Here is a 24,934-nt window from a genome sequence, read left to right on the forward strand (position 1 = left end):
AAGAACACAGCGAGTGGACCATTATGTGAGCCTTGACTGATGAATCACTCACGGACATGTACTCTATGAGAGAGGGGATCGACGCCCCGGTAAGTCAAGGAAGAAGGGTTGACTGTGAGCGATTCGGGTTTATTTGACGCCCCGGATGTCGAATACGGGCTGACCGGGCGGCCAATTCGGGAACTACCGGAGCCAAAGCCCTTGGACAAACATGGTCCAGCCAAGATTCTTGCCATGTGCAATCAAAAAGGCGGAGTGGGGAAGACTACGTCCACCATTAATCTGGGAGCGTGCTTAGCCGAGGTGGGCCGGAAAGTCCTCATGGTTGACCTTGATCCCCAAGGTGCCCTCTCTGCTGGGTTGGGAGTGCGCCACCAAGATTTAGATGTCACTGTCTATAACCTCTTAGTCGATCACAGCACCACAGTTCATGGTGCTCTCGTCCACACCTCCATTCCCGGTTTGGATTTAATTCCCGCAAATATCGACCTGTCGGCAGCCGAAATTCAATTAGTTAATGAGGTGGGACGGGAACAGACTCTGGCTCGAGCTCTTCGACCGGTGATGCGCGATTATGACTACATCATCGTGGATTGCCAACCCTCCTTAGGCCTATTGACAGTTAATGCCTTAGCCTGCGCCCACGGGGTTATTATCCCCATGGAATGTGAGTTTTTCTCTCTGCGCGGCTTGGCGCTACTGACCGACACTGTAGAAAAGGTCCGTGACCGCTTAAATTTCGACTTAGAGATCGTCGGGATTTTGGTGACGATGTTTGATCGCCGGACAAGCCACGCTCGTGAAGTAATGAGCCGCGTCATTGAAGTTTTTGAAGACAAAGTCTTTGACACAGTTATCACACGGACCGTCCGTTTCCCAGAGACATCAGTAGCAGGAGAACCCATTACGAGCTGGGCTCCAAAGTCCCAAGGCGCCGAACAGTACCGAGCATTAGCCCGTGAGGTTATTGAGCGGACCACCTTCTGAAAGCCCACCCTAAAATCTGGTCTGCCTCGTTGATATGACGACTACGGAGAACCTGGATGAGCCAGCAGTTCAACCCGAGATCACCGGATTTCGGGTAGCCCTGCACAACTTTGAGGGCCCCTTTGATCTGTTGTTGCAACTGATTCAGGCACGTCGCTTAGATATTACCGACGTCGCCTTAGCTGAAGTCACTGATGAATTTGTGGCCTATACTCGCCACCTTGGTGATGCAGCAGACTTGGATGAAACCACACAATTTCTATTAGTGGCAGCCACGCTCCTAGATCTGAAAGCTGCTCGCCTGGTCCCTCATGGAGAGGTCGACGATGAAGCTGACCTCGAGCTTCTTTCTGCGCGAGATCTGCTTTTTGCTCGTCTTTTACAATATCGTGCTTATAGTCAAGTAGCCGAGAGATTCCACCAGTGGCAGCAAGAAGCGCCGCGACGCTATCCTCGTCTCGTAGCTCCGGAAGAAAAGTTCGCGTCCCTCTTACCACCTGTCTATCTGGGACATACCCCCCACAGTTTCGCTGAATTGGCTGCCGGGGTTTTTCGACCCCAACCACCGGAAGAAGTGGCGGTGGGGCATATTCATCAAGTCGCCGTAAGCGTTCCCGAACAAGCAGGTCGGATTCTAGATATTCTCAGCACCGTCGGGCAGAAACAGTGGTTATCTTTTCACTCGCTTACTTCCGATTGTGCGCTATCCATGGAAATCATCGGTCGGTTTTTGGCTCTTCTTGAGCTCTATAAGGCCCATGCTGTTGAAGCTCATCAAGAAGAGGCCCTAGCCGAACTAAAAGTTCGCTGGACTGGGAAGGACGTTGATCCTTCGGTGGTAGCCGCAGCGAACTGGGATTAATTATGAAGAAAGTTTTCCTTAGGGGCGAGCTTTTAGCAAATCTAAAACCGAGTCATCTAATGGCCGATCAGCATATATCCGGACATCTGGTTCTTCTGGGTCATCTTCGGTGTTGATTCGTCGGCCTTCCCATTGTGGATCCAATCCAAGCTTTTCCAAGACGTGGAAAGACGCAGGATGGTTGACGGTGACTCGGGCTGATACTGGAATGTGCGGGTGGCTCCGAGCTGTGGTTTTCAGCGCGGTTTCGCTGACTTCGGTGGCATAGCCATATCCCCATTTTTCCGGCCGAAGTCGGTATTTCAAATCCCAAACCTGATTCTCAACCATCTCCACCCCGCCTACCCCGATGAACTCGGCAGGTTGGTCTCGGAGGTAGATGGCCCACGGGCCCAGACCATGTTTGTGCCAGCATTCCTGGGCGTGTTCAATCATGGTTTTGGTTTGGCGGGCTGATTCGTGACGTGCCTGGGGGCGATGCGCCCAAATCCGGGCATCGCTATAAACCTTAAAAGCTTCATCTGCTTGGTTACTGTCCAAAGGCAGAAGAAGCAGTCGTTCTGTACGTGTGATGCTAGTCATAGAAGTATTGTAGATCACAATAAGAAATGGTGTTCGAATTTTCTCGCGTACTACTAGGATGATGCTGTGACTTCAGCCGAACCAGAACTTCCCTTAGTGTCTCAGCTGCGATCCCAATTGGAATCAATTCTTCTGGTTGTTGATACCCCAGTGAGTATTGAAACGTTGTCTCACGCTGTCGATGCTCGCCCGGAGCAAATCTTGATAGAGCTCCGGGAAATCGCCGCGGAATTTACTGCTCGGGGAAGCGGAATAGATCTCCGCGAAACAGAGGAAGGTTGGCGTTTTTATACCCTCCCCGCTAACTCCGATGCCGTCGAACAGTTTATGCTCGATGGGACTCGCACTCGTCTTTCCCGCGCAGCCCTCGAAACCCTTGCCGTGATCGCCTATCGTCAGCCCGTTACTCGGGGACAAGTTTCCGCGGTTCGCGGAGTCAATGTTGACGGAGTGATGCGCACTTTACAATTGCGCGGTCTCATCAAAGAGGTCGACACACCAGAATCGGGCGTTGCTCGCCATTACGCCACCACCGAACTATTCCTTGAACTCTTAGGATTAAATTCTCTCTCGGAGCTTCCGGAGTTGGCCCCCTTGCTCCCGGATGTGGACTCCATCGAGGACCATTAATTTTTCTGCCTCAATCAGGTAGACTACCTAGGTTATCCATATCCATAAGAGAAGAGAGGCACGAGGAAACGTGACCCCACCCGCTCGCCGAGAAGGTACACCGGAATCTTCCCAGTCCTGGGATTATCCTACAAAAGACCAGCGTCAACAGGGATTTCGTTCGCGGAGTAAAAAACGTAAGCCTAAAGAATACATCCAAGGTGTCACCGCTGATCAGCGATCAATGCCGCTGATATCCAGCGCAAAGCCAGCACGCCATCAACATGTCGATGAAGAAGAAGTACGACGTCGTCAGGCCGCCAATGAGGCTGCAGGAGTCGAGAAAGTTCGGCTTCAAAAAGTATTGGCTCGGGCCGGGGTGGCGTCGCGACGTCGTTCGGAGATCCTGATTGAGGAAGGCCGGGTAGAAGTTAACGGCAAGGTGGTTGAACGCCAAGGAATGCGAGTTGATCCTTCCGCAGATATCATCCGCGTTGACGGAGTCCGCGTCAATGTCAATGAGGATCTAGAGTATTGGATTCTTAATAAGCCCCGTGGTTTGCAAAGCACCATGGAAGATGAATTAGGTAGGCCTTGCATCGGTGACCTGATCAGTGAAAAGGTGAGCTCTGGTCAACGGCTATTCCACGTCGGACGGTTAGATGCAGATACCGAGGGGTTGCTTCTGTTGACCAATGATGGGGAATTAGCCAATCGCCTGATGCATCCACGCTATAAGGTGTCGAAAACATATCTCGCCACTGTCTTAGGAGAGGCGGATCGCAGTGTGGTACGCGCCTTGAAAGAGGGGATTGAGCTTGACGATGGGCCGGCCAAAGCCGATTATGCGCAGATTGTGGATGTCTATAATGGGCAGTCATTGATTCGGGTGGAACTGCATGAGGGGCGTAAACACATTGTGCGTAGGATGCTGAAAGAACTTGGCTACCCGGTGCAGCGGTTGGTACGCACGAAAATTCATACTGTACAGCTAGGAGAGCAAAAACCTGGACATCTCAGGGCGCTGAACTCTTCCGAGCTGACTAGTTTATTCAAGGCGGTGGAAATGTGACTACTGCAGACAAGATTCTTAGTAACCTGCCTCATGGTGGCCTGATTCTTGCCGTTGATGGACCTTCGGGAACAGGGAAGTCCACCATGTGCCGCGCGGTAGCTAAAAAACTTCATGCTCGATATATCGATACAGGCGCAATGTATCGAGTGGCTGCCCTAGCTGTGTGGAAAGCAGGAATAGACCCAGAAGATAGCGCCGCCGTCATTGAGATAACGTCTGGTCTTGCCCTTGAAGTCAATGATGATCCGGATTCCACCGAGGTCATCGTGGATGGTCAGGATGTATCTCAAGAGATCCGAGGACCCGAGGTTACAGCTATAGTCTCAGCGGTATCTGCTATCCCTGAAGTTCGCGAAAACCTGGTTGCCTTGCAACGCCACCTCTGTGAGGAAGCTGGCCGGGCAGTGATTGAAGGACGAGATATTGGCACCGTCGTTCTTCCAGATGCACCCGCAAAAGTATTTCTGAGCGCAGCTCCGGAGGTTCGGGCTCGACGCCGCTATGAACAAGACTTAGCGGCAGGTCGTGACGTCGATTTTGCGACTGTTCTGCGCGATGTTCAGCGACGAGATGATTATGACTCCCATCGTGCTACCTCACCTCTGCGGCCAGCAGATGATGCCGTCATTATCGACACCTCTGATCTCACACCGGACCAGGTTCAGGAAGCCTTAATAGAGGTAGTTGAGGAATCATGTTGGGCTGAGCTCGAGGATAAACAGTGGGAAGAACTCGCTGAGGAATATGGCATTAGCAAGCCGGATACTGTCGAAGAAGCTCTGTGCACAGTAGCTATTGTGGGGCGACCCAATGTTGGCAAATCCACGTTGGTGAATCGTTTTATTGGTCGGCGAGAAGCTGTAGTAGAAGACCACCCGGGGGTAACCCGTGATCGAATTTCCTATCTCGCTGATTGGGGCGGGCAACGATTCTGGGTTCAAGATACCGGCGGGTGGGATCCCAATGTCAAAGGAATTCATGCAGCTATTGCCCGCCAAGCTGAAACAGCGATGTCCACGGCTGATGTCATTGTCATGGTCGTTGACACGAAAGTGGGGATTACTGCCACCGACGAGGTAATGGCCCGACGCCTATTGCAGTCTGAGGTTCCTGTCCTGGTGGTGGCAAATAAGTGTGACTCAGACATGCAGCTAGCTGATATGGCAGAGTTTTATGCCCTCGGACTAGGTGACCCTTTCCCCGTTTCAGCACGTCATGGTCGGGGAGGGGCTGATGTCCTAGATGCAATTTTGGACGCATTCCCAGAAGAACCACGTGCCAGCTTTATCACGGAGGGGCCCCGACGGGTAGCACTAGTAGGAAAACCTAATGTCGGGAAGTCTTCTTTGCTGAATAAGATGACGGGTGAAGAACGATCCGTCGTCGATTCGGTAGCTGGAACCACCGTGGATCCGGTTGATTCTTTGGTGCAGTTAGACCAAAAACTGTGGCGGTTTGTCGATACAGCTGGGCTTCGGCGCAAGGTGAAGAATGCTTCCGGTCATGAATACTATGCGTCCTTGAGGACCCAAAACGCCATTGACGCTGCAGAAGTGTGCGTGATGCTTATTGACTCCTCAGAGCCGGTATCTGAACAAGATCAGAGAGTACTGGGGATGATTATGGAATCCGGGAAGGCCTTAGTGCTCGCTTTTAATAAGTGGGATTTGATGGATGAGGACCGTCGCTGGGAACTTGAGCGAGACATCCAACAACAGCTAGCGCATATTCCGTGGGTTCGGCGGGTTAATATCTCCGCGAAGACCGGCCGGGCTCTGCAAAAGATTGAGCCGGCGATGATTGAGGCGTTGGAGAGTTGGGATAAACGGGTCAGCACCGGGAAGTTAAATAACTGGGTGCGTGAAGTTATTGCCCAAAATCCACCCCCCATGCAAGGTGGCCGGTTACCTAAGGTGTTGTTCGCTACCCAAGCATCCAGCAGGCCCCCGGTTATTGTGCTATTTACCACGGGATTTTTAGATGCAGGGTATCGACGGTATCTTGAGCGAAAATTCCGCGAGAGCTTCGGCTTTGAAGGCTCACCGGTTCGGATAGCTGTCCGAGTTCGAGAACGCCGGAAACAGCGCTAAGCGTGATTTGGTTTATTCACTCTTGCTCTTGTCTGCCGACCGTCCTACTACAAAGGCGTCCAGTCGGTAGGGAAGAGCAATTTTTTCTTCTCGTCCGAACCCAAGGTGTTCGTGAAGATACCAATTCAAATTATCTGTTACCCGCTTTCTTATTGTTTCGTTACTGCGTAACCAATAGGAGCGGGTATGGGTGAGGGTGTGAATATCGCGAGGAGAAACTTCTTGAACCCACGTATCGCGAAGTTCCTTTTCAACCACAAAGGGTGTTGCTAATTCCGGCTCAAATCCCTCTCGCTGAATATCGCCACTGTGCATAATTCGCGCCAACCTTAATACCCATGGTTCAGAAACATCAAGAGTGTTCCACGCTAAGAGTATTTTCCCGCCTGGTTTTAAAATCCGGTCGCATTCTTGGCAGGAGCGGTGGATATCAACCCAATGCCAGGTTTGAGCGCAACCGATAAGGTCGACGCTGGAATCAGCTAAGGCGGTGTTTTCTGCAGTCGCGCGCCACACCGGGATATGCGGGTACAGGCTGCGGAAGATTCGAACCATGTCTGGACTAGGATCGCTGGCAGTTAAGGCATAGGGTCTAGAGAGTTGACTATGGTGGCTAAGCCGAGCGAAGAGTCCAGTTAATTTTCCCGTACCCGCCCCCATGTCATGGATGGTCAGACTAGATAAATCCTGAGGCATCAGTTGTTGAAGTTGCTCACCATATCCCGGCCGGACGCGATCGTATTCGGTGATTTGATGATGAAAGGCAGTTGCGCTTAACAGGCGATGTTCTCGACTTTTAAAGCGGGGAGAATTGCGTTGGGAAGGGGGTCGAAGCACCACTCGAGCCTAACTCGGCCACATTGCCGAAACCAATCCTTATCATCTAGTAGGGAAGTGAAGCATAATTCGCTATCGTGGATGAGCACTCGTGTGAAAAATTTTAACAGTGGGAAGGTACGGAACAGGCTGGATGAATTTCTCCAAAGCCGCGGCTTTACTCAGCGGCATTATGGTGGGGTTGGCGTTGGCCATAGTAATTTTGAGTTTCGATCATGGCCCAACTTCGGAACAAGATAACGCCCAAGAACTCGAGGTGACCACCCCACCTACGGAAACGATGACGAGTAGCGTAGCTACCCCATCTGACAAACCCGCCTTTAGTGGCCCCCAGCCGGAAAATCAGCCACCATTAAGCTTACTTCCGCTCAGCAACAGCGCCAATTCATTATCTCGGTACCGAGGAATTTCTATCCCGGACGGTTGATCCCGGTGATCTTCGCTTTTCACGGCTATCGTGAAAATGCTGCCCTCATGCAGACGTATTCCCACCTTGATGAAGCGCAGGCTTTAGTTATCTATCCCGACGGCTTAAATCAATCGTGGGAAGGGGCTCCTTATGCTGTTACTAATGGTGGAAAAGATCGAGAATTTGTCCAAGATATTCTCAAAGCACTAACCACGATTTATCCCGTCGACAAAGACCGTATTTTTGCCACCGGCTTTTCCAATGGGGGTGGTTTTGCCGCCATGATCGGTTGCCAGATGCCTAATCTTTTTGCGGGAATAGCTCCGGTGTCGGCCGCCTATTATTCCGCTGTTCATGAAAACTGTTCTCACACTCCGGTAGCGATGCTTGACATCCATGGCACGGAGGACCCTACTGTTGCCTATGAGGGCGGAATTCGCCACAATACCCGCTATGATTCGGTGCCAGAAGTACTGTCTCAGGCAGCAAAGCGAAATCACTGTCAAGAACAAACCAGCACTTACCGGATTAATAGTTCCGCTACTCGACAAGACTGGCATGGCTGTGATTTGCCGTTGAGCCACATTCGGGTAGGTGAGGGGATTCATGCCTGGCCAGGAGCACCTAATGACAAGCGGGAAAACGTGCCTCAGAATATGGCGACGGATGAGGTTTTGCGGTTCTTCGGAATAACGAAGGTTCCGCGTCACTAGTATTTAAGGATATGAATGGTGTTGTTCTCTCCACCAATGTGGCGTCTCCTCAACCAGATCCAGGTGGTGCCGCACGAAGAAGCGGGATCCTTAAAGTCCCCTGCGAAAAAATAGAGCTTGTTATTCCCGGGCTGGATTATGGCGATGGTTCTGGAGTGGTCGGAGATTTCGTCGGCGATTCACGACACCACGGGGGATATCACAAAGCCATTTATGGTTTCAATAGGGAAGAACTCAATTTTTGGGAGCATGTTTTAGGAACATCCCTCCCTAGTGGCTTCTTCGGGGAAAATCTAACAGTTGCGGAGCTTAATCTCTCAGAATTGATGATCAACCAACGCGTCCATATCGGGTCAGCACTGTTGGAAGTCTCTGTGCCTCGCATCCCGTGTCGAACTTTTGCATCGTGGTTGGACGTTCACGGCTGGACTAAGAAGTTCACTGAACGAGCACAGTGCGGCACATATTTCCGGATCATTAAGCCAGGAACTATTTTTCCTGGAGATCACCTTGTCCTATCCTCGCCGCCGAGCCACGGAGTTACGGTCAGCGAAGCGTTTCAAGCGAAAATGGGGAACCGGGTTTTCGCTCGCCGTGTCGCCGCCCATTGTCTACCAGGGCATCATCATGCCGAACTGGCACGGTTGGTCGGCGAAAAATAAACCACCATCTCTATCAACAAAGATGGTGGTGAAGTCTTGTCGGACTGACAGGATTTGAACCTGCGACCCCTACACCCCCAGTGTAGTGCGCTACCAAACTGCGCCACAGTCCGTGTGGTGCTCATATTGAGCAACTCCCATAGGTTACAACTGTGTCAGTATATTCGTCCAATCAGCTGGTCAACGGGGGTTATTGAGCAGATTCCACCTCAATCTTCAGCGGAGCTACCTGATGGGTGAGGGTTCGACGCATCTTATCGTCAACATCTCCCACAATCGTGACTTCTCGCCGGAAGTGGCCCGGCTCCGTAGGAGTAACTCGTACGACGACGTCATCCACCGGGATTTTTTCTCGGCGCGCTGCTGCTCGAACTTCCTGGGAAGCCTGCGCAGCGAGAGCGGCAGACAAAAGATCTGACACCGCGTGCCCTTGTGCCTTTCCACCCTCGGCTTTCGTCCGGTCAGTGTGGATAGTGCCATACGGGCTTTGGATGACATCCGCAAATTTGGAACCACGGGAGCTGCGAGCAACAGCCCCGTGAGAGACTTCCTCCGGTTGATGATCTGGTTTCAGATATGGGGCTACCCAGGCGCCAATAAGGTGTGCTGCGCGCTGAGCGCTTCCTTGACGAGTGCAGAGATGGTCTGCCTTATCGAGGCATATTAATGATTTCGGATATCGCGTCAACCGAAAAATATTCTGGGCATTATCAATGCCGACAGTTTGATCCGTTGGTGAGTGGAGCAAAAGGAGCGGTTTTCTCAGTCGAGGAAGATATGATTCAACGCTTGTCTCCGCAAGATCTTCTAGGAATTCCCGAGATATTTGGATATCTCGCCCTCCGAGAACTACAGTGACTGCGCCTTGATCATCGACTTCTTTGATCCGGTCAGCAAAGTGTAAAACGGCATGAGCTGGATCAAAAGGAGCGCCGATAGTCGCCACGGCGGAGAGGCTGGGTAATTCCGTGGCGGCTCGTAGGGATGCTGCTCCGCCGAGAGAGTGACCGATAAGGAGCTGGGGAGCGCCGTAGTGCTCGCTCATCCAGCGGCTCGCTGACTTAATGTCTTCGACATTGGAGCTGAAGGAAGTTTCTGAAAAATTCCCTTCCGATTGTCCGAGACCGGGAAAGTCGAAGCGCAGTGATGCGATGCCGAATTTTGTTAACTCGCGACAGACTCTACTTGCTGCTGGAGTGTGTCGAGAACCGGTGAAACAATGTGCAAACATTGCCCAAGCCAAAGGTTTCCCGTCAGGAAAATCAATGGTGCCAGCCATTGATGTCCCTGAGGAAGAGGGCACGGACACGTTTTCTGAATGCACGGGATGATCCACCTTTCCGGAACAGTTTGATGATGATTCTGTGGGGGAGTCCTGCTATGTATCATAATGGCCCGCTATCCTCGGAAGAAGTATGGTATTTGGATCGGAAGGAAGGCGTCCGCATGGCGGGGTTTGACTGGTTCTGGCGGGCGATGGGCGGCAGTTCTGCGCGGAAGAATCAGAAGCGAGGAAAAGAAATCGTTGCGCACGCCAGTGAGGTTCGCCGTCAGCTCAAGTCACTCAGCGATGATGACCTTCGAGGACAGCTCCAGACGTCGGACATGGGCACCAAACTGGCGGTGCTCGCGGAAGCAGCTCAACGAACCTTAGGGTTGGACCCCTTTGACTGCCAAGTAAAAGCCGTCCTTCATCTTCTTGATGGTGACGTCATCCAGATGGCTACTGGCGAAGGGAAAACCCTGGTCGGGGCGATGGCCGCCGTGGGATTTGTCGCTGAAGGTAAGAAAGTTCATATTCTCACCGTCAATGATTATTTGGCGCGCCGCGATTCCGCCTGGATGTCCCCGTTGGTGGATTTTTTTGGTCTTAGTGTCGGAGCTATCTATGAGGGTCTCGACGCAAATCAACGACGCCAGGAATACCTCAAAGACATTGTTTATGGCCCAGTCAACGAAATCGGCTTTGATGTTCTCCGGGACCGCCAAGTCACCAGCAGAACTGACCAAGTCCACACCGCAGTGGATGTGGCGCTAGTTGACGAAGCTGATTCGGTACTGGTCGATGAAGCTCTTGTTCCTCTAGTACTTGCTGGTTCCATCCCCGGAGAAGCTCCTACTGGCCACATCACAGATATTGTTCGTGACCTCCGGGAAAATATGCATTATGTAATCGATGATGATCGTCGAAACGTTTTCTTGACTGATGCCGGAGCAGATTACGTAGCTGCTGCCTTGGGATTGGATTCGCTTTACGATGGAGACCAAGCCGCTCATATTTTGGTGCACGTCAATTTGGCGCTCCACGCCAAAGCGTTATTAATTCGGGATATTCACTATCTTGTTCGTGACGGAAAAATCCAGCTCATTGATTCTTCGCGGGGGAGAATCGCGGAGCTTCAGCGTTGGCCTGATGGTCTGCAAGCTGCGGTGGAGGTAAAAGAAGGGCTTAGTGTCAGTGAGGGAGGGAAAATCCTCGACACCATCACGATCCAAGCCTTAATGGGGCGCTATGCAACCTTATGTGGCATGACCGGAACGGCCGTGGAAGCAACTGATCAGTTGCGGCAATTCTATGATCTGGGGGTTGCTGTTATTGAGCGACATAAACCCTTAACCCGGTTTGATGAAGCAGACCGAATTTATGCGACTGCCGAGGATAAGAATCGGGCATTGGTGGCGGAGATCCGTCGAATCCATGACACCGGCCAGCCAGTATTGGTGGGAACCCACGATGTGGCTGAGTCTGAGGCGTTAGCAGCAGCTCTGTCCGATCTCGACGTTAATGTTCTCAATGCTAAAAATGATGATGAAGAGGCGCGGATCATCGCAGAGGCTGGGGACGTCGGGCGCATTACAGTATCTACTCAAATGGCTGGGCGAGGTACTGATATTCGGCTTGGGGGCGCAGATGAATCACGCTATCAACAAGTGGTTGAGCGTGGCGGTTTAGCGGTTATTGGAACCGGAAGGCATAAGACTGCGCGTCTTGATAATCAGTTACGCGGACGAGCTGGACGTCAAGGTGATCCCGGATTATCGCTGTTCTTTGTCTCTTTGCATGATGACATGGTGGTATCGGGCGGAAGTGGCGAGCACATCACGGCGCATCCCGATGCCGAAGGCCGAATTGATCAGAAGCGAGTCGATGATTTTATTGCTCATTGCCAACGAGTTACCGAAGGCCAATTATTGGAGATCCATGCCCAGACGTGGAAGTATAACAAGTTATTGACGGATCAACGCGCCATTATTGATGAGCGACGTGCTCGTCTTTTAGATACCGATCAGGCGTGGAAAGAGTTACAAGAACGAGCACCCGAACGAGCCGCAGAAGTAAAAGATCGCCCAAAGATCGCCGAAACTGCTCGCGAAATTATGCTTTTTCACCTCGATGAAGAGTGGTCGGAACATCTAAGCATCATGGATGAAGTTCGAGAATCCATTCATTTAAGGGCGGTAGCTAAAGAGACTCCGTTGGATGAATTTCATCGGATTGCGGTTCGTGAATTTAAGGATTTAGCCCAACGAGCGGTAGATAAGGCAGTGGAGACTTTTCAGGAAGTGACCATTGACCCCCAAGGTGTAGCCCAATTAGCTGACCAGGGTAGGGCACGACCCTCCGCGACCTGGACCTATATGGTTTCCGATAATCCGCTGGCCAGCGGCGGTAACTCAGTGATGTCTGGAATTGGTAATATTTTCCGTTGATCCCCCGCGCCACGCAGACCATTGCGATGGCGCTATGATGAGATTCATTGAACGTATCCGTATTAACCGGAGGTACCAGATGAGCGAGAACACCGGCACCAATGAAGCCCAGGTAGAGACCACGTCGGTCTTTCGGGCGGATTTGCTGAAGGAGATGGAGTCCGGGGCGCAGAACCCGGCTGGCGGATCATCGCCAGGTGCTGACAATCTTCCTGAGGGTGCCGCTTTACTCGTCGTTAAGCGTGGTCCTAACGCGGGTTCGCGGTTCCTTTTAGATCGGGAAACCACCACCGCAGGCCGTCACCCAGAGTCTGATATTTTCTTGGATGATGTCACGGTCTCTCGGCGCCATGCAGAATTCCGTATTAACGAGGGGCAATTTGAGGTAGTAGATGTAGGAAGCCTAAATGGTACTTATGTCAACCGAGAGCCTCGAAACTCCCAAGTATTGTCGACCGGGGATGAAATCCAAATTGGTAAATTCCGGTTGGTTTTCCTTGCTGGACCGAATAAGGCATAAGCCAACAAAAGGGTATAAATTACCTCATTTGTTCCCATTCTCTAATCTGTTGAAGGTCTGCTGTGAGTGCTTTAAGAAACCGCGCCCAATCCGGGGCCATCTCTACGAAAACCGTTTCCATAGGAGTGGTACTGGAACGGCTGCGGACGGAATTTCCGGACGTCACCGTCTCAAAGATTAGGTTTCTTGAATCCGAAGGACTTATTAGTCCTCAGCGAACTTCCTCCGGTTATCGCCGCTTCACTCACGATGATATCGAGCGTTTGCGGTATATCCTGGTCACGCAACGCGATAATTACACTCCGCTCAAAGTAATTCGGGAGCAGCTGGAGGCCATGGACTCCGGTCAGGTGACCGCAATCGTGGGAGCGGCCTCGGCGGAACCGCTCATCTCCCCGGAGACATTTCGGGCTTCTACCGCGCTACGGCTAAGTGACCATGATCTTGCGGAACAAGCCCAAGTATCGGTTGACTTTGTCGTGGAGTTGTACCAGATTGGGCTAATTAAACCAGATAACGCTGGCTTCTTTAATGTTGATGATGTACGCATTGTCAGTACCGCCTCAGCTTTGAAAGAGTTTGGATTTGATTCACGCCAACTCAAAACATTGCGGACAGCGGCGATTCGTGAAGCTGGACTTATTGAGCAAGTTTCCAGTCCAGTGGCAAAATCTGGGAAAGATACCGCTCGGCAGCAGGCTGAGGAGCTTAATCAGCAAATGTCGGCGTTGGTGGTTTCACTACATGCCACGCTGCTCAAGAATGCCCTTCGGGAGGATAATAGTTAATGCCAGCCATTGAGGTCCTTGTTCACGGTGTTTATGAGCTAGGTCCGGAAGGCTTTTCCTGCGCCCTTATAGAGTGGTTGAGCGAGGGCCGAGTAGTGCCTATTTGGTTGACACCCGCGGACGCTACGATGCTCGATCTCAGGTTGCGCGGTATTCACTCTCGGCGTCCTACCAGTCATGATCTTATTGCCCAATTGGTGGAAGTCCAGGGGGGAGTTTCCACAATTGTCATTGATTCCTACCATGAAGGTGTTTTTAGTGCGACGCTGAGCTTGTCGGATGGTACGAGCTTTGATATCCGAAGTTCGGATGCGTTAATGCTGAGCGCTGTGACTGGGCACTCTGTTTATGTTGAACACGATGTCCTTCAACAGTGTTCCTTGTATCTCGGGGTGGAAGATCTCAAGCATTATTTTGGGATCGACTTGGGGGGTGAAGGTGAGCATGGCGGCGGTAACGTCGACCATGATCATTCCGCCTCGGGGGATGCCCAGGCAGATGCGGATTTCCAATCCTTGATGCAGTCGATGGGTGTTACGGAATCTGATCTCCGGGGAGAAGCTGAAGGCGACCACGAGGGCCCTGAAACTGATGTTACTGGTGAGTCGGATGATGAAAAATAAGCCCTAAGAGGTTAAACTTCAAGTTGAGGTTGAAGTTTCAGGCGTGTCATTCGCTCTGGCGCGTGATTTTGCTTTAGCCTAATCTGAGACATAGTGATACCCCTCAGCAATTGGAGTATGCAGATGAACTACGATTCGCCACACCAGGAGGCTCTTTTTGATCTTGGCCCCGATGAAGAAGTAGGCTACCGCGTCCCTATCGCCTGCCAAGTAGCGGGTATTACCTACCGGCAGCTAGATTATTGGGCACGCACTGACTTGGTGACCCCGTCGATTCGTGACGCTCGAGGTTCAGGATCTCAACGTCTTTATTCTTTCCGCGATATCTTGATTCTCAAGATTGTTAAGCGATTGCTTGATACCGGTATTTCTTTGCAAAATATTCGACTCGCTGTCGACAAGCTTCGTCATCACGGAGTCAGCGACCTCGCAGAAATCACCCTGGTATCAGATGGCAAAACGGTCTATGAATGCCGTTCCAATGACGATGTTATTGACTTATTGGGCGGTGGCCAAGGTGTATTTGGAATCGCCGTACCTGGAATTGTGAAAGAATTGACCGGCACAATTTCCGCTTTCCCGGCCGAGAAAATCTCCGATGATGCCGATGGTTTTGCTCTGGTAGATGAACTCGCAGAGCGACGTCGCCGTCGGACTTCCTAAAACACCTTTGCTGAGGGGTTAAATCCGCACTCCCACCCAGTGACTTACCATCTGCCTCAACTGAACCACAGATGTGGGTAGGGCAGGGTGGTAGTCGCTTAGGACAGAATCCATCGGCTCCACACCCAGATGAATAAGCCGTAGATCTATTCCTTGTTGCCGGGCATCCTCAATACTTTTCCGGAAACTTATATCATCAATAGCTTCGTCTGTTCCCGTGGAAATCACCACTACCCGAGTGGCAACTCGGCTATCCCGGTGGTGTTGTTCGGCCAGTTCTAAAGCTTTCATCACAGCTGACCGAGTTTGGGGAACACCTCCTGTGTGCAAGAGCGCAAGGTCTCCTTTGACCTTATCCGCAGAACCAAATTCACTATTGACTCGCCAACCTTTGGTGACTCCTGGGCTAAGAGGTGAAGAATAATTCATCAACGCTACAGTCTTACCCTGGAGCCCTAATTGTTCAGCAGCATCCGTTATTGCTGAGCGAGTAGCTTCAAATGCCGGCTGATGATCAAATTCAGAATTCATCCGCCCCGAGGTGTCAAGGAGAAAGAGAGTATCTGCGGAAGGAAGCATTTGCTGTGCAGATCTCAATTGCGCCAAAGCCGCTTCATTAAGAACTTCATTAGGTTGGGATTGATCGTGGGTAGCGGCGTACTCCACAAAGGCCGCACCGGCTCGTGTCTGTTCTTCGTTGACTTTCTCCGTAGCAGTCAGTGGTACCAAAATTGAATTGACCTGGTAGGGGAGGGCTTCTCGGTGATAACCCTCGGGAATAGTAGAAACAGCCAGGCTTGGGGGATGCCCCTGAAGTGCCTGGTCAAGGCTAAGATCGTGATCTCGATTGAGCAATTTCGCAGCTTCATCTTGGTCACCACCACTTAATGCTAAGGCTATTGCTGCTGCTTGCGGCTCAGGGAAAAGGGTGGTGGCGGGATCATCGGCTAGCTGGGATCCCTCTTTAAGCGCTAGGGATAAAGTTAATCGGGTCTGGATATGAGTCCCTGAGACACTACGTTTCCCCTGGGAGAGGGATTCGTCAATGTCATCATTACTAAGTCCGACGAGTGCTGCAGCTTGATCCGGGCTCGCCACGAAAGTGGGATGAACGCAGTAATCCCGAATCACAGAGTTTTCGTGAGACCACTGATCAATGAGAGCGCCAGCTACACCAGGGGTGCTCTCGAAAATGGGGACCTCCAGGTGACCTTCAATACATTCCTTTTGGCTGGCCTCGGATACTGTGGCATTGTGGCGACGTAAAGCTAGCCATCCGGCGCTAAGCGCAAGTATCACCGCGATAATCACGATGAGAGCAATCAAACCGGGGGCTAAACGAAAATTCCTTTGCCCGTTGGAATGACGTGCCATAAATACACCCCTCTACACCGGATGATCAGTACTCTCTACTCCCCACTGTATCGCGGATTTAAGTCTGTTCGTGTGTCCAGTCAGAAACTGTTCCCACGTATTCTTCGATTAAATCTTCCAAGGTAATAATCCCGAGAAGTTTGCCGGAGTGGTCACGAACTTGAGCCATGTGTGCTGATTTGAGGTGCAATTTATGCAGAGCCTCATCCATGGCAGCATCCGACTGCACAATGATGAGCGGCCGGATTTGGTGAGCGGGAATTCGGTCCTGGGCGCTGGCTGTTCCAATTCGATCAAGGACATCTTTGATATGAACATAGCCGACATAGGAACTATTAGCTGCTCGAACCGGAAACCGTGAAAAACCAGTCTCCACTACTGCTTTTTCCAGATCAAGCAATAGAGGTCCGCCTTTCCCATTAGGAATACAACGCACCTGATCCGTCGGAATCATCACTTCTTTGACCGAGCGATTCTCGGACTTTAAGGCTTTAGAAAGTCGAGCATGTTCTTCCGCATCCAACAGCCCCTCAGAACGTGACTCAGCGATCATACTGGCCAACTGTTCTTGGTCCACAGTGGAATCAAGTTCATCTTTTTGCTCGATACCAAACAGTTTCAAAGTAATTCGCGCTGACCAGTTCATGAATTCAATACCAGGTCGGGTCAGCTTCATCCACAAAATCACCCCAGGGGCAAGCCACATGGCTAGAGTTTCTGGTCCTGCAATAGCGATGTTCTTAGGCACCATTTCACCGAAGAGAATGTGGAGGAAGGTGATGATGACTAGGGCGATGACAAAGGAGATGGGATGAATTAAGGAAGAAGGAACCCCTAAGGCAGTAAAGGGTTCCTCAATATAATGTGCGATAGCTGGCTCTGCGACTTTACCCAGAATCAAAGAGCAGATAGTGATTCCCAACTGCATTCCGGCGAGCACGATGGAAAGATGTTCGACCGCAAAGAGCGCTTTTCGAGCACTGCTTTTCCCTTGGCTGATGAGAGATTCTAGGCGATCTCGACGAGAAGAAATCATGGCGAATTCTCCCGCTACGAAGAAAGCATTACCTAGTAGTAGCGCACCAATAAGCAGAATTGTCGTGAAAATACTCACTGGTAATCCTTCGCCTCCTGGTGACTAATCGGGGAAAAGACTACTTTGTCAATGCGGCGATCTTCCATCACCGTTACCCGCGCTATCCATCGTCCGGAAATCCCTGATTCAAATTCGGCGCGTAATTGGTGCTCGGAGACTGGAAGCAGGACCACATCGCCGACGTCGGGAATTTTGCCCATGGCAGACATGATTAATCCGCCAACAGTTTCATAGGGGCCCTCTGGGGCGGTGTAGCCAATTGCATCATCTAATTCATCCACTCGGACTAGCCCGGAAACCTCCCAGCTAGAACCAAATTGTTGGAAGTCACGCTCGGCTTCGGAATCATCATGTTCGTCATAGACCTCACCGAGGATTTCCTCGACGACGTCTTCGATAGTCACGAGACCAGCAATGCCTCCGTATTCATCGGCGACCAGAACTAACTGCGAGCCTGCCGAACGAACGGCGTTTAAGACAGAGTCACCATCGAGACTTGCAGGTACTGATTTAATCTCCCTAGCTAGAATATTGACGGTAACTGTGGAGCGTTGCTCTCTGGGAACGGAGAAAGCGTCTTTAATGTGAACCACCCCGATGGGTTGGTCTAAATCAGAGTCCGCAACCGGGAAGCGGGAATGCCCTGATTCTTGGGCCAAGCGTATTAACTGATCAACAGTGTCCGAGGCATCGAGGAAATCCACGGTAGAGCGCGGAGTCATCAATTCCTCAGCCGTTGTTTCACCAAATTGTAAGGATCGGTCCAAAACTTGTGCCGTATTGGCATCAAAATCTCCAGCCTCAACAGAGTGACGAACTAAGGCACCTAATTCTTGGGCCGACCGGGCCGAGGCAAGCTCATCAGCTGGTTCGAAACCGAGCTTCCGAACCAGAGCATTAGCTGAAGCATTGAGCAATTTAATAAACCACGCACATCCCCGGTTGAAGACATTCACCGGCGGAGCCACAAACCGAGCTGTGGCTAGGGGCATGGTGATAGCAATATTTTTTGGCACTAATTCCCCAAATACCATCGACAACAATGTTGCGATGATTAATGCGAGAACTAGGGCAATTGCCGTGGTAGATACCTCGTTGAGGCCTAGGAGGAGAAGTAACGGGGTAAAAAACCGGGCGAGGACCGGTTCAGCCAGGAAACCTGTAGCCAAGGTCGTCACGGTAATTCCTAGCTGAGCGCCGGAAAGTACAAAGGAGAGGTTCTGAAAATCCCTCAACACCGCGCGGGCTCTCCGATCACCCTTCTGTGCTGCGTGGTTTTCTACCGTGGATCGTTCTAGACCGGTGAGAGCAAATTCAATTGCCACAAAAAAACCGGTGCTGGCGGTAAGCAGCACGAAACCTAGCAGTGCGAGGATACTTATCACTATGTCCATTGTCGGTGGCTACCGAGCCTTGTGAGCATCTTTCCGAAAATAGCGGCGGTTTCGGTTCAACCGCCTGGTACGAGTAGAACGATTTGGGGTGCGTTGAGGTTCCCTGGTGAAAGAAGGAAACTCCATTGCACCCAGAATGCGCTCAAGTTCAGGGGAGCGAGGGTGCACCTCGTACCATGAGGCTTTCACCTGCGCTTGTCCTAAAACTTGATGCAGCACCGAAACTTGCTTCGGTAAGCACATCATAACCACAGTGCCGTAGGAGCCAGCACGTGCGGTCCGCCCGGAGCGATGAATAAAGCTCTTGAGGTCCTGGGGTGGTTCAAGGTGAACAATCAGATCCATCTGAGGGATATCAATCCCACGTGCAGCAATATCAGTCGCGATCAGCATATTACTGCGCTTGGTCCGAAACCCGTCCAGAGCATCTTGTCGCTGTCTTTGGGTCTGCGCTCCAGAAAGAGCAGAGACGCTAATCCCATAGCGTTGAAGCGCGGCTCGTTGACGTTCGACGCTATGGCGAGTCCTGACAAAACAAACGCTTTGCCCTTGTCGTGTTGCTATTCGAGCCAGGATGTGCTGGCGTTCGCGGGCATTGTTAACCCGAAACACGACGTATCTTTTCTGGTCGTTTTGAGAGGCGTTCTCAGTGCATGTATGTTCTTGTGGATCGTGGAGAAACCTCCTAACGATCTCGGTGATGTCCTCATCTAAGGTGGCTGAAAACAACAGTCGTTGAGACTGCTGTGGGGTGCCCTCTAATAGAGTCCTTACTTGGGGCAAAAAACCCTGATCGGACATTTCGTCAGCTTCGTCGAGAACCGTTATGGCAACCTGGTCAAGGTGGATCAAGCCGTGATTGACTAGATCAATGGCCCGGCCAGGAGTAGCGATAAGAACATCGACAGGTGCGGCTAATAACCGGCGATCCTTAGCTAAGGGGACGCCGCCTATGACAGCAACCATGCGGAGTCCTACTGCTGCAGCATGAGGGGAGAGGCTATCAAGAATCTGTTGTGATAACTCTCGGGTGGGAGCAAGAATTAACGCCCGAGGGTGCCCTGGCAAAGACGGCGCTCCAGCGAGCAGGGAGAGAATAGGAAGGCCGAAGGCAAAGGTCTTACCAGACCCAGTTGGTCCTTTGGCTAATACGTCACAGCCAGAAAGAATGTCGGGAATGGTCTGGGTTTGAATGGGAAAAGGCTCGCGCAGGCCGGCTTTGCTCAAGCTTTGGCACAGTGCGAGCGTTAATCCTAGGTCCTTGAAGCTGCTCACTAAATAAAAGCTATCCCTATACTTCGATTTCGGATCGATCAGCGGACCACAGGGTGTGGAACCGCCCTGGCTTATCTACCCGCTGATAGGTGTGAGCGCCAAAGAAGTCCCGCTGACCTTGAATAAGAGCAGCCGGTAAACGTTCTGCTCGAAGAGAATCATAGTAGGACAGGGAGGAAGAAAACACCGGAACGGGTAAACCTAGGCGAGTGGCTGCGACGACGACTCGACGCCACGAATCTACGAGATTTTCCATTTCTTGGTGGAAATAAGGATCAAGAAGGAGCGACTCCACCTCGGGATTATGGTCATAGGCTTCAGAGATGCGATTGAGGAACTGAGCGCGAATGATGCAGCCGCCACGCCAGATCATGGCGAGGTCTCGCGGATCCACATTCCAATTATGTTCTTCAGAACCAGCTTTAATTTCATCAAAGCCTTGGGAGTAGGCGACTAGCTTGGAAGCGTAGAGTGCGCGTCGCACATCTTCAACGAAGTCTGCTTTATCAATGCCTAAGTCATCGAAGGTTTCTACCGCTCCGCTGGGGAGAGCTTGGCAGGTGGCGGCGCGTTGACGTTGAGCACCAGAAAGGGCGCGGGCGAAGACGGCTTCGCCGATCCCAGTAGTAGCTATGCCCAGATCCAGAGCGGCTTTCACTGTCCAACGCCCCGTACCCTTTTGCCCAGCTGAGTCCACAATGACATCGATCAATGGACGCTGGGTTTCTGAATCAACCTGGGATAACACTTCAGCGGTAATCTCAACAAGATAAGAATCAAGATCCCCGGAATTCCATTCCCGGAACACGTCGGCAATCTCTGAGGGTTCCATACCAGCGGCATAGCGGAGCAAATGATAGGCTTCGCCAATAACCTGCATATCGGCGTATTCAATACCGTTGTGAACCATTTTCACAAAGTGCCCGGCGCCATCTGGGCCAATATGAGTGACGCAGGGAGTTCCGTCCACCTTAGCGGCAATAGATTCTAGTAACGGGCCTAAAGCTTCATAAGATTCTGCCGGACCTCCGGGCATAATAGCCGGGCCGTGAAGGGCGCCTTCTTCACCACCCGATATTCCGGCACCCACAAAATGCAGACCGCGAGCCGAAATCTCTTTTTCCCGGCGGATGGTGTCGGTATATAAAGCATTGCCACCATCGATAATAATGTCGCCGGGCTCCATTGCGTCAGCTAATTGCTCAATCACCGCATCCGTGGCTTTCCCCGCTTGAACCATGATGATGGCGCGGCGCGGGCGCTCCAGCGAAGCAACAAATTCTTCGATAGTGGCTGAAGGGATGAAATTGCCTTCTTCACCGTGGTCTGAAATTAATTTATCGGTCTTAGAGGTACTGCGATTATAGACCGCAACGGTATGGCCTTTGTGAGCGAAGTTTCGGGCAAGATTAGAGCCCATAACTGCTAAGCCAACGACGCCAATTTGTGCCAGGTTCTGCTCTGTACTCATGGTTGCCAATAGTACTCTTAATTTGCTGGCCTTTGGGTTCAGCCAGCTTAGATCACGTAAACTAAGTAGCTATGGACTTAATGAAGGCTATTAACGAAATTGGTGAAGGGCCAGCCACGGAGCAACAATTAGAGGCAATTAACAATCGGGCGTCGGGGTACAGCGCGTTGCTGGGATTAAAATTTATTGCGCTTAGTCAGCAAGAGGTCGTAGCAGAATTAGCGGTTGGAGAACACCACTTACAGCCCGCAGGTCTAGTCAATGGTGGAGTTTATTGCGGTATAGGGGAAACAGTAGGGTCCTTGGCTGGAATGGTATGTGCACCAGGACGAAGCATTGTTGGGGTGAACAATTCCACAGATTTTATTGCTTCAGTCAAAGCCGGGGTGATTACAGCGGTGTGCCGGCCCATCCAGTTGGGGAACCGGACCCAATTGTTTGAAATTATTATGAGCCACGAAGGTAATGAGGTTGCGCGTACCATCTTGCGGACCATGGTGCGCTAGGCGTCTAGAGCCATTCATTCTTTCGGAACCACCAAGCTAAAAATGCGACGATGACAACCATGAGCAACAGCACCAGGGGATAGCCAAAGCTATAGGATAACTCCGGCATGTGCTCAAAATTCATTCCATAGATTCCGGCAATCAAGGTAGGTACAGCTGCCATTCCCACCAAGGCGGAAATTGTTCGCATGTCTTGGTTTTGCTGCATAGTGATTTTCGCAACGCCAGCATCAATAAGGGCAGTTAGCCGTTCATCATAACCAGCGATACGGTCGGTGACGATGAGATGATTATCCAGGGCGTCGCGAAAATAGGAGCGTAATTTCTTGCTCATTAAATCTTTATGCCCCTCAGCTAGTTGACGAAGCGCCGGTACTAGGGGAGCAATCGCATGACGCATTTCTAGAATTTCTCGTTTAAAGGTGTAAATCTGCTCGATATTGAAGCGAGAATTAGGGGTAAAGACTTCTTCTTCTAAAGAATCAACTTCTTCACCGAGTTGATCGGCAATCCACCCGTAGCGCGCCACATGGTCATCAGCAACGGCCCACGCTAAGGCGGCGGGGCCACGAGCACATAGCTGGGTATCGTGATCGAGACGATGAGCTAAACCACTTGAAGGACTGTGGTGGCGAATGGTGATAATGAAATTCTTGCCCACCAGCATTTGGATTTCACCAGTGGAGATCATTTGCCGACCATCGTCGATGTAATCCAGATCTTGATAATTAACTGAGCGCACCACAATGAACAACTGGTCACCGTAGCGTTCTACTTTCGGGCGTTGATGGGCTTCAACTGCGTCTTCCACAATGAGTTCGTGAACCTCAAAATGTCCGGCGACGACTTTCATTTGTTCTGCGGTAGGCTCTTCTAAAGCTAGCCACACAAAACTCGTACCTGGGCCTTCTTGTTCACTGATTCGTGCGACTTGGGCGATGGCCGCACCATAACTGTAGTGACCGGGAAGACTACGACCGTTGTGGTAGACCCGGCAATATTCGATAGCCTGTTCTACCGCTGCGTTGTCATCAGTGGGGATGGGGGCATTTCTCTGTTGACTTGAGGTGTTAACAGTGCGCGTTATTTTCCCGTTCACAGGCAATCATCCTCCTGATCAAAAAACTGGCGGCGCGGTAGAACCAAGATAAGACTATAACGCGAAGTTTTATGATGGTGGTTATGCCAACCTGGAAGCAGATTTTAGAAAAGAATCCCCAGCATTCCCACACTTATGCAGCTCGGTGGCGACGCTTTGCTGAGGAGGGGCGGGATATTGATGGGGAAGCAAGACTGATCGACGCCATGGTGCCCCGTGGAGCGGTCATTTTAGATGCGGGGTGTGGCACGGGACGGGTAGGGGGATACTTAGCGAAACGTGGGCATCACGTAACCGGTACTGATATTGATGAGGTTTTACTCAACCACGCCAGGCATGATTTTCCAGAGGCGCACTGGGTGCAGTCTGATCTAGGGAAAGATCCCCAGCCCTCGGGTCCTTATGACCTCATCGTTCTTGCCGGGAATGTGGTCAGCTTCATTGCGCCCGAAGATCGCCGAGCTATGTTTGCTCATCTCCGTGAGGTGTTAGCTCCGCATGGACGATGCGTGGTGGGATATGGGGCTGGCCGAGGCTGGGATTTTGAGGATTTCTTGGGTACCGCCAAGGAATCCGGATTCATAGCCCAGCATCTTTTTAGTTCCTGGGACTTGGCGCCGTGGAATAGCAATTCCTCATTCCTGGTGGCGGTATTGGCACTAGAACGTAGTGATGCCTCGGGAACGGAAAACCTCGCGAGTGGCTTCAGTTTGCTCAGCTGAGGGAGGCTCCACATTCTCTAGGGTGTACTTTAACCCCAGTTCATCCCATTTATCAGAGGCCATGTTGTGGAACGGTAGTACTTCCACGCGTTCCACGTTATCGCTCCACCGCGCCACGATATCGGCTACCGCTTCAATGTTGTCAAGGGCATCAGTAAGTCCGGGGACTAACACAAACCGGACCCATACCTTGAGGCCTCGCCGTGCCAAGCGATCCCCAAAATCAATTGTGGGTTGCAGTGTTCGACCAGTGACTTTTTTATAGGTTTCTGGAATACCTGATTTCACGTCAAGTAAGACCAGATCAATATTGTCAAGGTCCTCATCCCTTAACCGTGATCCAAGAAAACCGGACGTGTCAATGCAGGTATGAATTCCAGCTGCGTGTACCTCGGCTAAGAGTTTTCGGGTGAACTCGATTTGAAAAAGCGGTTCTCCACCGGAAATTGTTAGGCCCCCTTTGGATACCTGGAAAATCCGCTTGTAGCGCAGGACTTTCCGGACAATGTCCGCTCGACGTTCCAAGGTTCCGGTTTTCATCTCCATGGTGTCAGGATTATGGCAATACTGACAACGTAGCGGGCAACCGGACAGGAATAACGTCATCCGGGTTCCTGGCCCGTCGACGGCGGTCACCATTTCCCAGGAGTGCACCAGGGCAATCTCGCCTTGTCGACGAGCAGCGAGCATCTCAGCGCGATCAAGTTGAACATGTTCGCTGCCAATGCCTTGGGCTACGCCACGTACCCGGTCACCGAATTCCGGGTCTAGAGTGACTACACCGCTAATTCCGTCCGAGGCCATCGTCGAACAATCTCCTTAAAACTGGTACAAGGTGGGAATAAGCCCGCCGTGGCTCAAGAAAA

Annotated in this window: 25 protein-coding genes and 1 tRNA gene; 15 read left to right on the forward strand and 11 right to left on the reverse strand. The window is 51.5% G+C overall.

Annotated elements, in window-relative coordinates; genetic code table 11:
* The first annotated feature begins 114 nt into the window (after positions 1–114).
* Positions 115–987 (forward strand): ParA family protein, encoded by an 873-nt coding sequence (locus GP475_RS05625; protein WP_187975635.1) that lies wholly within the window; start codon positions 115–117, stop codon positions 985–987.
* A 34-nt stretch (positions 988–1,021) separates the two neighbouring features.
* Positions 1,022–1,849, forward strand: coding sequence for a segregation and condensation protein A (locus GP475_RS05630; protein WP_187975636.1), 828 nt, complete (start codon positions 1,022–1,024; stop codon positions 1,847–1,849).
* Positions 1,850–1,867: 18 nt separating this feature from the next.
* On the opposite strand, the gene GP475_RS05635 is transcribed toward GP475_RS05630, so the two are convergent.
* A complete protein-coding gene (locus GP475_RS05635; protein WP_187975637.1) occupies positions 1,868–2,431 on the reverse strand; it encodes a GNAT family N-acetyltransferase in 564 nt (187 codons plus the stop codon).
* A gap of 66 nt (positions 2,432–2,497) precedes the next feature.
* Here GP475_RS05635 and scpB point away from each other — a divergent pair, with 66 nt between their 5' ends.
* The 3 genes from scpB to der all read left to right on the forward strand — a co-directional run bounded on the left by scpB (position 2,498) and on the right by der (position 6,205).
* The gene (gene scpB / locus GP475_RS05640; RefSeq protein ID WP_187975638.1) at positions 2,498–3,061 is read left to right on the forward strand and encodes an SMC-Scp complex subunit ScpB; all 564 of its coding nucleotides are present in this window, start codon (positions 2,498–2,500) and stop codon (positions 3,059–3,061) included.
* A gap of 70 nt (positions 3,062–3,131) precedes the next feature.
* Positions 3,132–4,112, forward strand: a complete 981-nt coding sequence (locus GP475_RS05645) for a pseudouridine synthase (RefSeq protein WP_394367417.1) — start codon at positions 3,132–3,134, stop codon at positions 4,110–4,112.
* A gap of 86 nt (positions 4,113–4,198) precedes the next feature.
* Entirely contained in the window at positions 4,199–6,205 is a 2,007-nt protein-coding gene (der, locus tag GP475_RS05650) for a bifunctional cytidylate kinase/GTPase Der (RefSeq protein ID WP_262485257.1), read from the forward strand.
* A 12-nt stretch (positions 6,206–6,217) separates the two neighbouring features.
* Here der and GP475_RS05655 read toward each other — a convergent pair whose 3' ends face one another.
* On the reverse strand, positions 6,218–7,042 hold the full coding sequence (locus tag GP475_RS05655) for a class I SAM-dependent methyltransferase (protein ID WP_262485242.1): 825 nt from the start codon (positions 7,040–7,042) through the stop codon (positions 6,218–6,220).
* A gap of 133 nt (positions 7,043–7,175) precedes the next feature.
* Here GP475_RS05655 and GP475_RS05660 point away from each other — a divergent pair, with 133 nt between their 5' ends.
* Genes GP475_RS05660 through GP475_RS05670 form a run of 3 tightly spaced genes read left to right on the forward strand, consistent with a single transcriptional unit; the run spans position 7,176 to position 8,826 of the window.
* Positions 7,176–7,469 (forward strand): hypothetical protein, encoded by a 294-nt coding sequence (locus GP475_RS05660; protein WP_187975640.1) that lies wholly within the window; start codon positions 7,176–7,178, stop codon positions 7,467–7,469.
* Positions 7,466–8,164, forward strand: coding sequence for an alpha/beta hydrolase family esterase (locus GP475_RS05665; protein WP_262485243.1), 699 nt, complete (start codon positions 7,466–7,468; stop codon positions 8,162–8,164). Before GP475_RS05660 ends, GP475_RS05665 begins: the two co-directional genes overlap by 4 nt.
* Before the next feature lie 11 nt (positions 8,165–8,175).
* Positions 8,176–8,826, forward strand: a complete 651-nt coding sequence (locus GP475_RS05670) for an MOSC domain-containing protein (RefSeq protein WP_187975641.1) — start codon at positions 8,176–8,178, stop codon at positions 8,824–8,826.
* Between the two features lie 39 nt (positions 8,827–8,865).
* Here GP475_RS05670 and GP475_RS05675 read toward each other — a convergent pair.
* Positions 8,866–8,939, reverse strand: a tRNA-Pro gene (locus GP475_RS05675).
* Between the two features lie 77 nt (positions 8,940–9,016).
* Positions 9,017–10,150 (reverse strand): alpha/beta hydrolase family protein, encoded by a 1,134-nt coding sequence (locus GP475_RS05680; protein ID WP_187975642.1) that lies wholly within the window; start codon positions 10,148–10,150, stop codon positions 9,017–9,019.
* A 122-nt stretch (positions 10,151–10,272) separates the two neighbouring features.
* On the opposite strand from GP475_RS05680, the gene secA2 reads away from it, so the two are divergent.
* The 5 genes from secA2 (at position 10,273) to GP475_RS05705 (ending at position 15,131) form a co-directional block, all read left to right on the forward strand.
* Positions 10,273–12,537 carry an accessory Sec system translocase SecA2 gene (gene secA2 / locus GP475_RS05685; RefSeq protein WP_187975808.1) on the forward strand — a complete coding sequence of 755 codons (2,265 nt, stop codon included), beginning with the start codon at positions 10,273–10,275 and terminating at the stop codon, positions 12,535–12,537.
* Positions 12,538–12,616: 79 nt separating this feature from the next.
* The gene (gene odhI, locus GP475_RS05690) at positions 12,617–13,057 is read left to right on the forward strand and encodes an oxoglutarate dehydrogenase inhibitor Odhl (protein WP_187975643.1); all 441 of its coding nucleotides are present in this window, start codon (positions 12,617–12,619) and stop codon (positions 13,055–13,057) included.
* Between the two features lie 62 nt (positions 13,058–13,119).
* Positions 13,120–13,845: a transcriptional regulator FtsR gene (gene ftsR / locus GP475_RS05695; RefSeq protein ID WP_187975644.1), complete on the forward strand. Its 726-nt coding sequence runs from the start codon at positions 13,120–13,122 to the stop codon at positions 13,843–13,845.
* Entirely contained in the window at positions 13,845–14,468 is a 624-nt protein-coding gene (locus GP475_RS05700) for a bifunctional nuclease family protein (RefSeq protein ID WP_187975645.1), read from the forward strand. The genes ftsR and GP475_RS05700 overlap by 1 nt, the downstream gene beginning before the upstream one ends.
* A 123-nt stretch (positions 14,469–14,591) precedes the next feature.
* The gene (locus GP475_RS05705; RefSeq protein WP_224400345.1) at positions 14,592–15,131 is read left to right on the forward strand and encodes a MerR family transcriptional regulator; all 540 of its coding nucleotides are present in this window, start codon (positions 14,592–14,594) and stop codon (positions 15,129–15,131) included.
* A gap of 18 nt (positions 15,132–15,149) precedes the next feature.
* Here GP475_RS05705 and GP475_RS05710 read toward each other — a convergent pair whose 3' ends face one another.
* The 5 genes from GP475_RS05710 to gndA are packed head-to-tail and all read right to left on the reverse strand — an operon-like array spanning position 15,150 to position 21,741.
* Positions 15,150–16,505 (reverse strand): vWA domain-containing protein, encoded by a 1,356-nt coding sequence (locus GP475_RS05710; protein ID WP_187975647.1) that lies wholly within the window; start codon positions 16,503–16,505, stop codon positions 15,150–15,152.
* Between the two features lie 58 nt (positions 16,506–16,563).
* The gene (locus tag GP475_RS05715; protein ID WP_187975648.1) at positions 16,564–17,619 is read right to left on the reverse strand and encodes a hemolysin family protein; all 1,056 of its coding nucleotides are present in this window, start codon (positions 17,617–17,619) and stop codon (positions 16,564–16,566) included.
* Positions 17,616–18,995 (reverse strand): hemolysin family protein, encoded by a 1,380-nt coding sequence (locus GP475_RS05720; protein ID WP_187975649.1) that lies wholly within the window; start codon positions 18,993–18,995, stop codon positions 17,616–17,618. The genes GP475_RS05715 and GP475_RS05720 overlap by 4 nt, the downstream gene beginning before the upstream one ends.
* Before the next feature lie 9 nt (positions 18,996–19,004).
* Positions 19,005–20,270: a DEAD/DEAH box helicase gene (locus tag GP475_RS05725; protein WP_187975650.1), complete on the reverse strand. Its 1,266-nt coding sequence runs from the start codon at positions 20,268–20,270 to the stop codon at positions 19,005–19,007.
* Positions 20,271–20,286: 16 nt separating this feature from the next.
* Positions 20,287–21,741, reverse strand: a complete 1,455-nt coding sequence (gene gndA, locus GP475_RS05730; RefSeq protein WP_187975651.1) for an NADP-dependent phosphogluconate dehydrogenase — start codon at positions 21,739–21,741, stop codon at positions 20,287–20,289.
* Positions 21,742–21,812: 71 nt separating this feature from the next.
* On the opposite strand from gndA, the gene GP475_RS05735 reads away from it, so the two are divergent.
* A complete protein-coding gene (locus GP475_RS05735) occupies positions 21,813–22,247 on the forward strand; it encodes a PaaI family thioesterase (RefSeq protein ID WP_187975652.1) in 435 nt (144 codons plus the stop codon).
* Between the two features lie 4 nt (positions 22,248–22,251).
* Here GP475_RS05735 and GP475_RS05740 read toward each other — a convergent pair whose 3' ends face one another.
* Positions 22,252–23,346, reverse strand: coding sequence for a magnesium and cobalt transport protein CorA (locus GP475_RS05740; RefSeq protein ID WP_224400350.1), 1,095 nt, complete (start codon positions 23,344–23,346; stop codon positions 22,252–22,254).
* A gap of 83 nt (positions 23,347–23,429) precedes the next feature.
* Between GP475_RS05740 and GP475_RS05745 the strand changes: the two genes are divergently transcribed.
* Positions 23,430–24,068 carry a class I SAM-dependent DNA methyltransferase gene (locus tag GP475_RS05745; RefSeq protein ID WP_187975654.1) on the forward strand — a complete coding sequence of 213 codons (639 nt, stop codon included), beginning with the start codon at positions 23,430–23,432 and terminating at the stop codon, positions 24,066–24,068.
* Here the strand turns inward: GP475_RS05745 and pflA are convergent.
* Positions 24,006–24,872 (reverse strand): pyruvate formate-lyase-activating protein, encoded by an 867-nt coding sequence (gene pflA, locus GP475_RS05750; RefSeq protein WP_187975655.1) that lies wholly within the window; start codon positions 24,870–24,872, stop codon positions 24,006–24,008. The genes GP475_RS05745 and pflA overlap by 63 nt on opposite strands.
* Positions 24,873–24,934 lie beyond the last annotated feature (62 nt).

Origin of the sequence: Corynebacterium poyangense (genome assembly GCF_014522205.1) — a bacterium.
GTDB lineage: Bacteria > Actinomycetota > Actinomycetes > Mycobacteriales > Mycobacteriaceae > Corynebacterium > Corynebacterium poyangense.